Here is a 12,431-nt window from a genome sequence, read left to right on the forward strand (position 1 = left end):
TTGCGGTCATCCCGCCCGGGTACGGCAGGGGAATGACCGACAACGACAGCCACGTCTGGCGCGACGAGGACCGCACTCCCCTACACGAGTTGGACCAGGCGATCGCCCGCTCGACCCTGGACGGCCAGGCCGACGACGCCACCGGCAACGACGCGGGTGAGGAGGCCGCGTTCGGCCACGGCCCGGAGGCGGTGGATCGGGGCGCCGGCGGCGAGGCCGAGCGCCGGGAGATGACCGACGCGGACCGGGCGTACCGGCCGTCGACGACCGGTCGTACCGGGCCGGACAGCATGTGAGGGACCCGACTCCGGGCGCCTCCACCGGGCGCCCGGAGCCGCGACCCGCATCAGCCGAAACGACAAAAGCTGCGGTACGGGCGGCCGGGAAAGCGGGCAGCCCATCCAGAATCGGCCGAACGGCTGACGGCACACCAGCGGTCTCGCGTAAGACTTTCGGGATGGATCAGGGCTCCTCTTTCCTCTCCACTCGTCAGCGCCGCCTCGCCTGGCTGGGCTTCCTGCTCGCCGCCGTCCAGGCGCCCGTGGCCGCCAAGTTCAGCGACGACAGCTCCTGGTTGTTCAGCGTGGTGGTGGCGCTGATGGTGGCCACTGTGATCATCGCCGACGACGGCGCCCGGCGCCGCCCGGCACAGGCCCGCTCCTCCGACTGATCACCCCTCGGCGGGGCGCGCCTCGTGCCCCGGCCGGCCCCGGCTCCGGCGTCGCTCCTTCATCTCCGCCTCGTAGAGGTGCCGGCGGCCGCCGACCAACTCGTCGCGGGCACGCCGGTCCATCTCCCGGAAGAGCGCGTGGTAGCCGTCGTCGAACTCCTCGACGAGTTGGAACGTCCACCGCCCGGCGACGACGTTGCGGCCCAGCAGGTCGCGGTCGATCCGCTCGGCGATCCCCGGGTGGCCGGCGGCGCGGAACAGCTCCACCGCCTCGTCCAGCGTCAGGTCGGCGTGGCCGATCAGCTGGTGCAGCTCGTAGAGGTGGCCGCGGGCCCGCTCGACGCACTCCAGGGCCTCACCGAGCTTGCCGAGCGCCTCGACCGTGGCGTCACTCACCCCGTCCGGGCGGCGGTGCGCCCGGTCCGGCCCGTCGACCTGGTGGGTCATCGTGTGCCTCCACGGACTCGGCTGCGTCGTCTGCGTGGTTCCCTTCTGCCCCGCGACGGGCGGCTCAATCCCGGCGACCCACGCCGCCCGCACACCCGGACGATCCGGCCATCGTCCGGTCGGCCGAGGCCACCGGTGTCCGCGCGGGGCTAGCCTCGGTCCCCATGCGCGTGCCGAACAACCGGGTCGCGACCCCGTCCGCAACGGTGGTCACGCGGTCGACCCTCACCACGCTCACCACCGCCGTCGGCACCGCCGGCCTCGCCGCCGCCGCGGCGAACCCCGGGCTGCTCGCCGCGGTCGACCAGCACGCCGCCGGGATCCGCGACAGCCTGCACGGCGACCGCCGGCCGCTGACCGTGGCGGCCCTCGCGGGTTACGCCGAGGGCCTGCGCGACGCCGCGTCGGAGCACGGCTGGACGCCCCCCGCCGGCCCGGTCGACTGGGCGGCGGCGGACTGGCTGCTCACCCGGCTGCTCGCGGTGTGTCTGCTGGCCCGCGCGCTCGACCCGCGCCACCTGGCCTGAGACACGGCGCGGGGCGCCCGCGATCGCCCCGCGGACACCCCGTCACCCCGTTCACCGTCAGCCGTTGGGCCGACGGAACTGCTGTGTCTCGTCGCCCATCTCGCCCGAGCGGTAGGTGCCCGCACCGGACATCGACGACTGCGGCGTCGCCGGGGCCGGCTGTCCGCCCCGGTCGGCCATCCGCCGCTCGTAGTCGCCGCGGCCGGTCTGCTGCCCCTGCCGTTGCTGCCGGAACGCCCGGGACTCCTCCGAGACCCGGTCCAGCCAGCCGTCCCAGCGGTTCTGCATCGGCTTGATCAGACCACCGCCGACACCGACGATCAGGATCCCCGCCACGGTGGCGAGGAACGCGATCAGCACCGGCGTGGTCACCGTGGTGGCGATGCCCACCTGGTTGAGCGCGGCGATGACACCGAGCGCCAGGATGAAGAACGCCGCCACGTCGGCCAGGATCCGGCCGTACGAGAGCCCGCCGAGCGCGCCGGACACCAACTGCCGGACGGCGTTGGCGATGGCGGCCGCGATCACCACGATGACGATCGCCACGAAGGCCCGCGGCAGCCAGGACACCACCCCGCGGATCAGGTCGCTGATCGCGTTGGGCCCCCACACCCCGAAGGCGAACTGCAGGGTGAACAGCAGGACCGCGTAGTAGGCCAGTCTGGCCAGGATGTCGCTGGCGTCGTACTTGGTGCGTTCGAGGGCGCGTTTGATCCCGCCGCGTTCCACGGCGCGGTCGAACCCGACCCGTTCCAGTGCCGCGTCCACGATTTTGAGGACGGCTCGGGCGATGAGCCAACCCACCACGAGGATCGCGATGAACGCGATGGCCCTCGGTACGAAGAGCAGCACCGACCTCCAGAAGTCGGTCCAGGCCGCACTGATGTCGACCTGGCCGACCGCGAGGGTTTTCGGCATGATGTCCCTCCTGTCGCGTGAACTGCGCCGCCCGCATACCCGGTGCTCTCGGCAGCACGCGGGTCGGACCAGGGTAATTTCCCGACATGACCCGTCGAACCGGCCCTGACCTGCCCGGACGCCCCGACCGAGGAACCGCGGACCCGGTCGCGTACGCATGATCGGAACCCGCCGGCCGCACTCCGGTTAGGCTGCGGTCATGCCAGGCACCGTCGGTCGGATTCCCACGCCGTCCGCCCCCATCCCGGGAGCGACCACCCACCCGTGGGCCGGTACGCCGCTGGGTTCCCCACAGGGCTGGGACCCGGCGGTACGCGCCGTGGCGGACGTGGTGCTGTCCTCCCCCGTACCGATGGCCCTGCTCCTCGGCGACGACCTGGTCCTGCTCTACAACGACGGCTACGCCGAGTTGATCGGCGACCGGCACCCGGACGCGCTGGGCCGCCCGGCGGCGGAGGTGTTCGCCGAGGTGTGGCGGGAGGCCGGCGCGGGCGACGCGCTGGAACGGGTGTACCGGCGGGGTGAGCCCTTCCTGGAGCGGGAGGCGGTGTTGCCGGCCGACCGGCAGGCCGAGCCGGCGGTGTTCACCCGGGGCCACTCCCCGGTCCGCGACTCCACCGGCGGCATCGTCGGCGTGCTCACCGTCTCGGCGCAGACCACCCAGCTGACCCGGCAGTTGCAGAGCCTGAGCGACTTCGCCGCGGCGCTCTCCGGCACCCTCACGCTCGACGACGTCGCCCGGGTGGCGTTGCGCTACTGCCTGCACTCGTTCGACGCCGACCGGGTCTCCTTCGCGGTGGACGAGGGTTCCGCCTGGCGGCTGGTCCGCCGGATCCGGGGCGAGCTGCTCGACGAGGCCGACGAGCGGCTGCCCCCGCTGTGGCGTCGGATGCCCGCCGACTCGCCGCTGCCCGCCGCGGTGGCCGCCCGCAGCGGCGTGGCCTCGTTCACCGTCGACGGGCAGCCGCTGCGCGACGTCGCGGCGGACCGGCACGACGAGAAGATCAGGTCGCTGGCCGCGCTGCCGCTGCGCTCGACGGTGGTCCGTGGCGCGCTCACCGTGGGCTACCAGGCGCCGCGGCCCTGGTCACCGGCGGAACGGGCGTTGCTGGCCGCGTCCGCCGAGCTGGTCGGGCAGGCCGCCGAGCGGGCCCGCCGCTTCGAGACCCAGCACGGCACCGCCCAACTGCTGCAACGCAGCATGCTGCCGGAGCAACTGCCGGATCTGCCCCGGCTGCGCATCGCCGCCCGCTACGACCCGGGTGTCGACGGCAACGCCGCCGGCGGCGACTTCTACGACGCGTTCCTGCTGCCCACCGGCGCGCTCGGGGTGGTGCTCGGCGACGTGGCCGGCCACGACGTGCAGGCCGCGGCGCGGATGGGCCAGGTCCGTGCCGCGCTGCGCGCGCTGGCGTTGTCCGACCCTCGGCCGGACGCGGTGCTCGCCGGCCTGGACCGGCTGGTGGCCAGCCTCGGCACCGAGGGCGGCACCCACGAGCTGTTCGTCACCGTGGTGTTCGGTGTGGTCGACGTCGACCGGGCGCGGATCACGCTAGCCAGCGCCGGCCATCCGGCGCCGCTGATCCGGCGCGGCCGGTCCGGTGACGGCCCGGCCGCGGCGTTCGTCGACGTGCCGCCCGGCCCGCCGCTGGGCCTCGGCGGCCGGCAGCGCACCGTGACCGTGCCGTTCCGTCCCGGCGACACGCTACTGCTCTACAGCGACGGCGTGGTGGAGCGTCGCTGGCAGGACCTGACCGCCGGGCTGGCCGGGCTGGGCGCGGCGGTGAGCGCCGCGAACGGCAGCGACCCCCGGGCGCTGTGCGCGGTGGCGACCGCCGCCGTGCCGGGCGCCACCGAGGACGACGTGGCGGTGCTGGCGGTGGAGCACGCGGTGCGGCCCAGCCGGTCGGCCGGCATGGAGGTGCCGGCCGAGCCGACCGCGCCGAGCCGGGTCCGGCACTGGATGACGGCCCAGCTCACCGAGTGGCAGGTGCCCGAGGCGGTGGTCGGCGCCGCGGTGCTCTGCACCAGCGAACTGACCACCAACGCCCTGCTGCACGCCGGCACCGCGGCCCGGGTGGAGGTGGACCTGAGCGCGGAGCGGCTGCTCGTCTCGGTCGCCGACTCGGGCACCCGGGGGCAGGTCACCCGCGCCCAGACCGACACGCTGAGCAGTCGGGGCCGGGGGTTGGGCCTGATCGAGGAGCTCAGCGACGCCTGGGGCACCGATCCGACGGTACGCGGCTCGACGGTCTGGTTCGAGATCCTCATTCCCGCCGGGTGAGCCGGGAGTCGGCGACGGCCCGCCCGGGTAGGAGGCAGTCATGGCCGACGACACGCGACACGGCGTCCTCTTCGACGCGGACGGCACCCTTGTCGACTCCACCTACCTGCACACGGTCGCCTGGTGGGAGGCGCTGCGCCAGGGCGACCACCGGGTGCCGATGGCGCGGATCCACAGGTCCATCGGCATGGGGTCGGACAAGCTCCTGGACCACCTGCTCGGCGCCGAGCGGGACACCGACGCCGACGGGCGCCTGCGGGACGCCCACGACACGCTCTACGCCGAGTACTGGGAGCGCCTCGCCCCGCTGCCCCGGGCGCGGGAACTGCTGCGCGCCTGCGCGGAGCGCGGCCTGCGGGTGGTGCTGGCCACCTCGGCGGCCGAGCACGAGGTGGCCGCGCTGCGGGCCGTGCTGGACGCCGACGACGTGATCGACACGGTCACCTCCTCCGCCGACGCGCAGGAGAGCAAGCCCGCGCCGGACATCCTGGCCGCCGCGCTGGAGCAGTCCGGGCTGGCCGCCGGGCGGGTGGTCTTCGTCGGCGACTCGGTCTGGGACGTGGCCGCCGCCGGCAAGCTGGACATCCCCTGCATCGGGCTGACCTGCGGCGGCACCGGCCGGGCGGAACTGGCGGGCGCGGGCGCGGTGGCGGTGTACGAGGACCCGGCCGAACTGCTCGACGCCCTGCCGCGCAGCGCGATCGGATCCCTCGGCTGAGCCCCGCTCGACGCCGGCCGCGTCGAAAGGCTTAGCCGGCCCCGCTTCGGGGCACTGCTGAGCACCTCCGCCCGGCCGACGGGCGGCGGAAGGATGGGGTCGTGGAACCGGTCGATGTCGCGTTCGCTCTGCTGGGCGTCGGTGCGCTGCTGGCGGGGATCCTGCCCCGGGTGCTGGAGAAGCGGCCGCTGTCCATGCCGATCGCGTTCCTCGGTCTCGGCATGCTCGTGTTCGCGCTGCCGACCGGGCTGCCCACCCCGGACCCGCTGCGGTCCCCGGAGCTGACCACCCACCTCACCGAGGTCGGGGTGATCGTCGCGCTGATGGGCGCCGGCCTGAAGATCGACAGGCCGTTGAGCTGGGCCCGCTGGTCGTCCACCTGGCGGCTGCTGGCCATCGCCATGCCGCTGTGCATCGCCGCGGTGGCGCTGCTCGGCTGGTGGTGGGCCGGGCTGGTGCCGGCGGCGGCGCTGCTGCTGGGCGCCGCGCTCGCCCCGACCGACCCGGTGCTCGCGTCCGACGTGCAGGTGGGCGAGCCGACCGACGCGGAGGACTCGGAGGACGAGGTCCGCTTCGCCCTCACCTCGGAGGCCGGCCTGAACGACGGGCTGGCCTTCCCGTTCGTCTACGCCGCCATCGCGATCGCCAGCACCAGCCTCGCCCCGTCCGACTGGCTGGGCGAGTGGCTGGCCGTCGACGTGGTCTGGAAGCTCGCCGCCGGGGTGGGCGGCGGCCTGCTCGTCGGCTGGCTGCTGGGCAAGCTGTTCTTCCGGGCGCCGAGCACGCTGCGGCTGGCCAGGCACTCCGAGGGCTTCCTCGCGCTGGCCGCGACGTTCCTCGCGTACGGGCTGGTCGAGGTGATCGGCGGCTACGGCTTCCTGGCCGTCTTCGTGGCCGCCCGGGCGATCCGGGCCGCCGAGCGCACCCACGAGTTCCACTCCGTGCTGCACGACTTCGCCGAGCAGGTGGAACGGCTGCTCACCGTGCTGTTGCTGCTGCTGTTCGGCGGCGCGGTGATCAGCGGCCTGCTCGCGCCGCTGACCTGGGCCGCGGCGCTCGTCGGTCTGGCGCTGGTGCTGGTGATCCGGCCGTTGGCCGGGTGGCTGTCGCTGCGCGGCGCACCGGGCCGCCCGGCCGAGCACTGGGTCATCTCGCTGTTCGGCATCCGCGGCGTCGGTTCGTTCTACTACCTGGCCTACGCCACCAGCGAGACCGAGTTCCCGCAGGCGGAGCTGCTCTGGGCCACGGTCGGCCTGGTGGTGGTGGTGTCGGTGGTGGCGCACGGGATCGCGGCGACCCCGATCATGCAGTTGCTGGACCGGGCCGGCGAGCGCACCCGGGACAGCGCCGAGACGGGTCGGGCCGAGCAGCCCGTACCGGCCGGCACCGCATGAGCGAACGCACCGAGCGAAGCGAGGGCCGGGAGCGCATGCCAAGGCCAGCACCGCATGAGCGAACGCACCGAGCGAAGCGAGGGCCGGGAGCGCATGCCAAGGCCAGCACCGCATGAGCGAACGCACCGAGCGAAGCGAGGGCCGGGAGCGCATGCCAAGGCCAGCACCGCATGAGCGAACGCACCGAGCGAAGCGAGGGCCGGGAGCGCATGCCAAGGCCAGCACCGCATGAGCGAACGCACCGAGCGAAGCGAGGCCGGGAGCGCATGCCGGATCAACTGAGCGGGCCGGCTCAGGAGCCGGCCAACCGGGCGGCCAGGGCGCGGCCCAGGTCGTGGCCGGAACGCCAGGCGCTCTGCACCCGGGGTCGGCCGTAGGCGTCGCCGGCCAGCCCGATCCCGTCGCGGTCCAGGTGGTAGGTGCCGCCCTCGCCGACCGCCGCCGGTCGGGCGTACGTCCAGCGGTGCACGTGGGTCGACGCGGCCGGCTCGCCCAGGCCGAGCAGGTCCCGGACGGCCTGCTCGATCGCCGCCCGGGCGCCGGTGGGTTGCAGCAGGTGCCCGGCGGCGAACTGCGGGGTGGTGTGCGCGACGAGCACCGGGGCGCCGTCGCCGCGGCGGTCGCCGTCGTCGCAGACCAGGCTCAGCACCGGGTGGTCGTTGACGAACGCGCCCCGGAAGTCGGGCCAGCGGCGCGACGGGAAGCGCAGTACCGCGGACAGCGTGGAGGACCAGCGTTGGGCGGCCACCGCGCGGGTCGCCTCGGCCAGCGCCGGATCCAGCAGCAGGGCGGCCTGCGGGCCGGGCATGGCGAGCACCACCGCCTCGGCCGTCCGCCCGTCGGCCCGGGGCCCCGGCTCGACGGTCATGACCAACCGGTCGTGCGTCACCGGCACGCCCGCGGCCAGGTGCTCGACGAGTGAGCGCAGCCCGCGCGGGGCGGCCCAGCGCATCGGCCCGCTGACCTGTTCCCGCCCCCGCGGCCCGTACGCGACGAGTGTGTCGGTCCATTCCCGGGCCAGCCCGGCGGCCTGCCAGTCCGCCACGACGGCGGCGAAGTCCGGGTCGTCCACGGTGAAGTAGGCGGCGCCCAGGTCGGCGGGGCGACCGTCGAAGCGCTTGCTGGCCATCCGTCCGCCGGTCACCCGGGCGCGCTCGCGCACCTCGACCGGGATGCCGGCCCGGACCAGCTCGGTCGCGCACGCCACCCCGGCGATGCCCGCGCCGACCACCACCACACCCGCCCGGTCCGCCGTCATCGCTCGATCGTAGGTGCCGGTCGGCATGAACCCGGCGGCGCGGGGGTACTGGCACACCTGTTCGAGGAGAGGTGATCAGCATGGCCGACCGCGCCAACGACAACCGCAACGTGAACCCGGACGCCGCCGTCAAGGATCCGGACGACTGGGTGACCGGCGACGAGCCGCCGACCGCGGCGCAGGAGTCCTACCTGCACACGCTGGCCCAGGAGGCGGGTGAGCCGGTGCCGGACGGGTTGACCAAGGCGGAGGCGTCCCGGCGCATCGACGAGTTGCAGGCCGAAACCGGCCGGGGACGCTGAACGCCCCGTCAGCGCGGGGGCAGGCGGTGCAGCTCGACCCGGTCGAGCCGCCCCGCCGCCACCCGGGCGGTCAGGTAGGTCGCGTGCGGCTGGGCCCGCCGGTCGGTGGGCGAACCGGGGTTGAGCAGTCGCAGCCCGCCGGCCGCGACGCTGTCCCACGGGATGTGCGAGTGCCCGAAGACGAGCAGGTCACGGTCGCCGTACGCGGCGGCGCAGCGTTCCTCGCGGCGCGTCTTCGGACCGGTCTCGTGCACCACCGCCACCCGCAGCCCGGCCAGGTCGACCCGGGCCACCTCGGGCAGTCGGGCACGCAGGGCCGGCCCGTCGTTGTTGCCGTACACCCCGACCAGCCGGCGCGACCGCGCCTCCAGCGCGTCCAGCAGCGCCTCGTCGACCCAGTCGCCGGCGTGCAGCACCACGTCGGCGGCCTCCACCGCGGCCCACAGCGGCGGCGGCAGGTCCCGGGCCCGCTTCGGCACGTGGGTGTCCGCCATGATGACCAGCTCCACCGCGCCATCCTCCCGCACCCGGCACGGCGGCGCCGCTCAGGCGCCCTGACCCTGGTTCTGCATCAGGCCGCCGTCCATGAAGTAGGTCGACCCGGTCACGTAGTCGGCGTCCGCGCTGGCCAGGAAGACGGCGAGCTTGGCGATCTCGGCCGGCTCCGCGGCCCGCTTCCACGGGATGCTCTGCACCTGCTCGTGGAGGTAGTCAGGGTTGTCGATCGCCTCCTGGTTGAACGGGGTGAGCACCATGCCCGGGCCGATGTTGTTCACGTTCATCCGCATCGGGGCGACCTCCAGGGCGAGGCTCTTGGCCAGCTCCAGCATGCCGCCCTTGCTGGAGTCGTAGTCGGCGCCGCCGGCGCGGGCCACCTCCTGATGGATCGACGTGATGTTGATGATCTTGCCGCCGCCCCCGGCGTCGCGGCGGTGCCGGACGAACCGCCGGCAGCAGAAGAACATGCCGTAGAGGTTGGTCCGGATGCACCGGTCCCAGGTCTCGGTGTCCAGGTCGGCGACCGGGATGCCGGAGGCGTCCACCCCGGCGTCGTTCATCAGCACGTCCAGCCGGTCGAACTCGGCCAGCGCCTCGTCGAACATCGCCTCCACCTGGTGCTCGACGCTGATGTCGCCCTGCACCACCACGGCCCGCGAGCCGGCCGCCTCGATCTCGGCCCGGGTGTGGTTCGCCCCGGCGTGGTCGTGCAGGTAGTGCACCACCACGTCGGCGCCCTCCCGGCCGAACTCGATGGCGGTCGCCTGGCCGATACCCGAGTCCGAGCCGGTGATCAGGGCGGTCTTGCCCGCCAGTCGTCCGGTCATCCGGTTGCTCCCTCCGTGCGGGCCGCGCCGGTCGGCACGGCCGGTCGGTCGGTCGTGCGCGAACCGCGCGGCGGCGTCGGTGATCCGGCCGGCGGTGTTGATCAGCCCGATGTGCGAGAACGCCTGCGGGAAATTGCCCAACTGCTCGCCGGTGACCTGGTCGATCTGCTCGGCATAGAGGCCCAGGTCGTTGGTGCGGGCGGCGAGCTGCTCGAACAGCCGCCGGGCCCGGTCCAGCTCGCCCGCCTCGGCCAGACAGCCGGCCAGCCAGAACGAGCAGATCACGAAGCCGGCCGGGTCGTCGTCCCAGCGCCGCAGCAGCCCGTCGCGGGACAGCTCCCGCTCGACCACCTCCATGGTGGCGCGCATCCGCGGGTCGTCGGCCGGCAGGAAGCCGACCAGCGGCATGGCCAGCACCGAGGCGTCCAGGTCGTCGGAGTCGAACGCCCCGGTGTACGCGCCGACGCGCTCGTTCCAGCCCCGGCTGAGCACCGCCGCCCGGATCTCGTCGCGGGCGGCCGCCCAGCGGGCCACGTCGGCCGGTTCTCCGATCCGCGGCCCGAAGCGCACCGCCCGGTCCAGCGCGGTCCAGCACTGCACCTTCGACGACACGTAGTGCCGCTCGGCGTCGCGCGCCTCCCACATCCCGGAGTCCGGCTTGCGCCAGTCGCGCATCGCCTGGTCGGCGAGCGTGCCCAGCAGGTGGCGCACCTCCGGTGACATCGGGTCCAGGTAGTGCCGCATCAACCAGGCTGCGTCGAGCACCTCGCCCAGCACGTCGTTCTGCCGCTGCCGCCAGGCGTCGTTGCCGACGAGCACCGGCCGGCTGCCGGCGTACCCGGCGAGGTGGTCGAGGTCGTGCTCGGTCAGGTCCCGCTCCCCCTCCACGCCGTACATGATCGGGGCGGGCGCGTCGCCGAGCCGGCCCATCGCCCGGGCCACCCAGGTGAACTGCCGGTCCGCCTCGTCCGGGCAGGCGGCCCGCCAGAGCGCCTGCAGGGTCAGGCTGAAGTCGCGCAGCCAGACGAACCGGTAGTCGTAGTTGCGGTCCCCGCCGAGCTGTTCCGGCAGCGCGGTGGTGGCCGCCGCGACGACCGCGCCGCTCGGCCCGTAGGTCATCCCCTGCACCACCAGCGCGCTGCGCCGGACCAGGTCGCGGTACTCACCCCGGTATTCGTGCAGGTCCGCCCAGGAGCGCCAGCCGGCGACCGCGCCGGCCACCACGTCGGCGGCGTCGGGCAGCACCGGCGCGCCGCCGGCGTACGTCGGGGCGTACCCGAGGGTGAAGTGGTGGGCGCTGCCGGCGCGGGCGGTGAACCGCCCCGCGGCGGCGCCGTCGGCGAACGTCAGCGCGACGTCGCTGCGCAGCTCCAGCCGGCACGCGCCGGCGGTGGCGCCGACCACCCCGTCCTGTTCGGTGAGGTAGGCGCCGACCCGCCCGTACTCGAAGCGGGGGGCGTAGTGCACCCGCATCGGCACCTCGCCGTCGAGGCCCTCGACCACCCGGGCCAGCACCCGGGGCGAGCGCAGGCCGATGTCGTGGCCGCGCGCGCCGGGCTCCAACGCCAGCGCGTCGGTGACGGTCACCGTCCCGGTCGCGGTGGTGAAGACGGTCCGCAGCACCAGCGTCTCGTCCAGGTAGGACCGGGTGCTGGTGAACTCCCCCTCGGGGTGGATCGCCCAGTGCCCGGCGTCGTCGTCGAGCAGCCGCCCGAAGACCGACGGCCCGTCGAACCGGGCCGGGCACCACCAGTTCACCGCGCCGGCGGTGTCCACCAGGGCGGCGCTGCGCCCGTCGGCGAGGAAGCCGTGCTCGCTGATCCGTCCGGTCCGCACGGTGGTGGCTACCCGGCCAGGGCGTCGCCATGCCTGGCCGGATCGGCGTCGGCCGCCGCGTTACCGCTCGCCGGCGGCGGGAACGCGGCGGGTTGACGAAGGAGGATGCTCATGACCAGACCCTCGACTCCGACCGCGGCCTGGCGACCCGGGATGCCGGGCAGCGACAACCTCCCGTCCGGCCCAAGCGGTCGCCCGATGCCGCCGAGCGGGGACGGGCACGGGCCGCAGGCCGGCTCGCCGACCGTCACGATCGGCTCGTACCCGGACTATCCGTCCGCCCAGCGCGTGGTGGACTATCTGGCCGACAACCGGTTCCCGGTGGAACGGACGTCCATCATCGGCACCGACCTGACCCTGGTGGAGACCGTGATGGGGCGGCTCACCACCGGCCGGGCCGCGCTGCTGGGTGCCGGCACCGGCGCCTGGTTCGGCCTGTTCATCGGGTTGCTCTTCGGGATCTTCACCGCCGGCAACTGGCTCGCGGTGATCCTGGTCGGCCTGGTGATCGGTGCGATCTGGGGCGCCGTGTTCGGCGCGGTCGCACACGCCATGAGCGGCGGGCAACGCGACTTCACCTCGGCCAGCTCGTTGCGGGCCGGCCAGTACGCGGTCACCGTGGACGCGGAACTGGCGGAACAGGCCCGGCAGATGCTGGGCCGGATGCACCTGACGCCCACCGGTGCCACCGCCCGCTGAGGCGGCCGGCACCGACACGAGGGAGGGTTCCGCCCGGGGCCCTCCCTTCCGTG

General features: G+C 74.3%; 13 protein-coding genes and 1 pseudogene. 8 read left to right on the forward strand and 6 right to left on the reverse strand.

The features are described from left to right. The first annotated feature begins 32 nt into the window (after window positions 1-32). Both O7618_RS14100 and O7618_RS14105 read left to right on the forward strand, forming a co-directional pair. Window positions 33-296, forward strand: coding sequence for a hypothetical protein (locus tag O7618_RS14100; RefSeq protein WP_278106541.1), 264 nt, complete (start codon window positions 33-35; stop codon window positions 294-296). 161 nt (window positions 297-457) lie between these two features. Further along, window positions 458-670: a hypothetical protein gene (locus tag O7618_RS14105; RefSeq protein WP_091067529.1), complete on the forward strand. Its 213-nt coding sequence runs from the start codon at window positions 458-460 to the stop codon at window positions 668-670. On the opposite strand, the gene O7618_RS14110 is transcribed toward O7618_RS14105, so the two are convergent. After that, window positions 671-1,117 (reverse strand): hypothetical protein, encoded by a 447-nt coding sequence (locus tag O7618_RS14110; protein ID WP_278106542.1) that lies wholly within the window; start codon window positions 1,115-1,117, stop codon window positions 671-673. 164 nt (window positions 1,118-1,281) lie between these two features. On the opposite strand from O7618_RS14110, the gene O7618_RS14115 reads away from it, so the two are divergent. Next, a complete protein-coding gene (locus O7618_RS14115; protein WP_278106543.1) occupies window positions 1,282-1,644 on the forward strand; it encodes a DUF6401 family natural product biosynthesis protein in 363 nt (120 codons plus the stop codon). 57 nt (window positions 1,645-1,701) lie between these two features. Here the strand turns inward: O7618_RS14115 and O7618_RS14120 are convergent, their stop codons facing one another. Further along, the gene (locus tag O7618_RS14120; protein WP_278106544.1) at window positions 1,702-2,562 is read right to left on the reverse strand and encodes a hypothetical protein; all 861 of its coding nucleotides are present in this window, start codon (window positions 2,560-2,562) and stop codon (window positions 1,702-1,704) included. Between the two features lie 199 nt (window positions 2,563-2,761). Here O7618_RS14120 and O7618_RS14125 point away from each other — a divergent pair, with 199 nt between their 5' ends. From O7618_RS14125 to O7618_RS14135, 3 genes are all read left to right on the forward strand, one after another. Continuing rightward, the gene (locus tag O7618_RS14125; protein WP_278106545.1) at window positions 2,762-4,846 is read left to right on the forward strand and encodes a SpoIIE family protein phosphatase; all 2,085 of its coding nucleotides are present in this window, start codon (window positions 2,762-2,764) and stop codon (window positions 4,844-4,846) included. A 40-nt stretch (window positions 4,847-4,886) separates the two neighbouring features. After that, complete coding sequence (locus O7618_RS14130) at window positions 4,887-5,564, forward strand: HAD family hydrolase (protein ID WP_278106546.1); 678 nt, start codon at window positions 4,887-4,889, stop codon at window positions 5,562-5,564. Window positions 5,565-5,665: 101 nt separating this feature from the next. Continuing rightward, window positions 5,666-6,958, forward strand: coding sequence for a cation:proton antiporter (locus O7618_RS14135; protein WP_278106547.1), 1,293 nt, complete (start codon window positions 5,666-5,668; stop codon window positions 6,956-6,958). Between the two features lie 292 nt (window positions 6,959-7,250). On the opposite strand, the gene O7618_RS14140 is transcribed toward O7618_RS14135, so the two are convergent. Further along, entirely contained in the window at window positions 7,251-8,216 is a 966-nt protein-coding gene (locus O7618_RS14140) for an FAD-dependent oxidoreductase (protein ID WP_278106548.1), read from the reverse strand. A gap of 80 nt (window positions 8,217-8,296) precedes the next feature. On the opposite strand from O7618_RS14140, the gene O7618_RS14145 reads away from it, so the two are divergent. Further along, window positions 8,297-8,518, forward strand: a complete 222-nt coding sequence (locus O7618_RS14145) for a DUF3072 domain-containing protein (protein ID WP_278106549.1) — start codon at window positions 8,297-8,299, stop codon at window positions 8,516-8,518. Window positions 8,519-8,526: 8 nt separating this feature from the next. Here O7618_RS14145 and O7618_RS14150 read toward each other — a convergent pair whose 3' ends face one another. The 3 genes and pseudogenes from O7618_RS14150 to O7618_RS14160 all read right to left on the reverse strand — a co-directional run. Further along, window positions 8,527-9,027, reverse strand: a complete 501-nt coding sequence (locus tag O7618_RS14150; RefSeq protein WP_278106550.1) for a metallophosphoesterase — start codon at window positions 9,025-9,027, stop codon at window positions 8,527-8,529. Between the two features lie 36 nt (window positions 9,028-9,063). Then, on the reverse strand, window positions 9,064-9,843 hold the full coding sequence (locus tag O7618_RS14155) for an SDR family oxidoreductase (RefSeq protein ID WP_278110009.1): 780 nt from the start codon (window positions 9,841-9,843) through the stop codon (window positions 9,064-9,066). A gap of 75 nt (window positions 9,844-9,918) precedes the next feature. After that, window positions 9,919-11,679, reverse strand: a pseudogene (locus O7618_RS14160) (glycoside hydrolase family 15 protein); the annotation flags it as partial. Between the two features lie 111 nt (window positions 11,680-11,790). Here O7618_RS14160 and O7618_RS14165 point away from each other — a divergent pair. Then, window positions 11,791-12,378, forward strand: coding sequence for a general stress protein (locus tag O7618_RS14165; RefSeq protein WP_278106551.1), 588 nt, complete (start codon window positions 11,791-11,793; stop codon window positions 12,376-12,378). The last annotated feature ends 53 nt before the right edge of the window (window positions 12,379-12,431 follow it).

The organism is Micromonospora sp. WMMD980 (assembly GCF_029626035.1).
Classification (GTDB): domain Bacteria; phylum Actinomycetota; class Actinomycetes; order Mycobacteriales; family Micromonosporaceae; genus Micromonospora.

Excerpts from the sequence above, each read along its gene's own strand:
- O7618_RS14100 (WP_278106541.1), top strand. The coding sequence starts at position 33 with ATGACCGACAACGACAGCCACGTCTGGCGCGACGAGGACCGCACTCCC.
- O7618_RS14105 (WP_091067529.1), top strand. The coding sequence starts at position 458 with ATGGATCAGGGCTCCTCTTTCCTCTCCACTCGTCAGCGCCGCCTCGCC.
- O7618_RS14110 (WP_278106542.1), bottom strand. The coding sequence starts at position 1,117 with ATGACCCACCAGGTCGACGGGCCGGACCGGGCGCACCGCCGCCCGGAC.
- O7618_RS14115 (WP_278106543.1), top strand. The coding sequence starts at position 1,282 with ATGCGCGTGCCGAACAACCGGGTCGCGACCCCGTCCGCAACGGTGGTC.
- O7618_RS14120 (WP_278106544.1), bottom strand. The coding sequence starts at position 2,562 with ATGCCGAAAACCCTCGCGGTCGGCCAGGTCGACATCAGTGCGGCCTGG.
- O7618_RS14125 (WP_278106545.1), top strand. The coding sequence starts at position 2,762 with ATGCCAGGCACCGTCGGTCGGATTCCCACGCCGTCCGCCCCCATCCCG.
- O7618_RS14130 (WP_278106546.1), top strand. The coding sequence starts at position 4,887 with ATGGCCGACGACACGCGACACGGCGTCCTCTTCGACGCGGACGGCACC.
- O7618_RS14140 (WP_278106548.1), bottom strand. The coding sequence starts at position 8,216 with ATGACGGCGGACCGGGCGGGTGTGGTGGTGGTCGGCGCGGGCATCGCC.
- O7618_RS14145 (WP_278106549.1), top strand. The coding sequence starts at position 8,297 with ATGGCCGACCGCGCCAACGACAACCGCAACGTGAACCCGGACGCCGCC.
- O7618_RS14155 (WP_278110009.1), bottom strand. The coding sequence starts at position 9,843 with ATGACCGGACGACTGGCGGGCAAGACCGCCCTGATCACCGGCTCGGAC.
- O7618_RS14165 (WP_278106551.1), top strand. The coding sequence starts at position 11,791 with ATGACCAGACCCTCGACTCCGACCGCGGCCTGGCGACCCGGGATGCCG.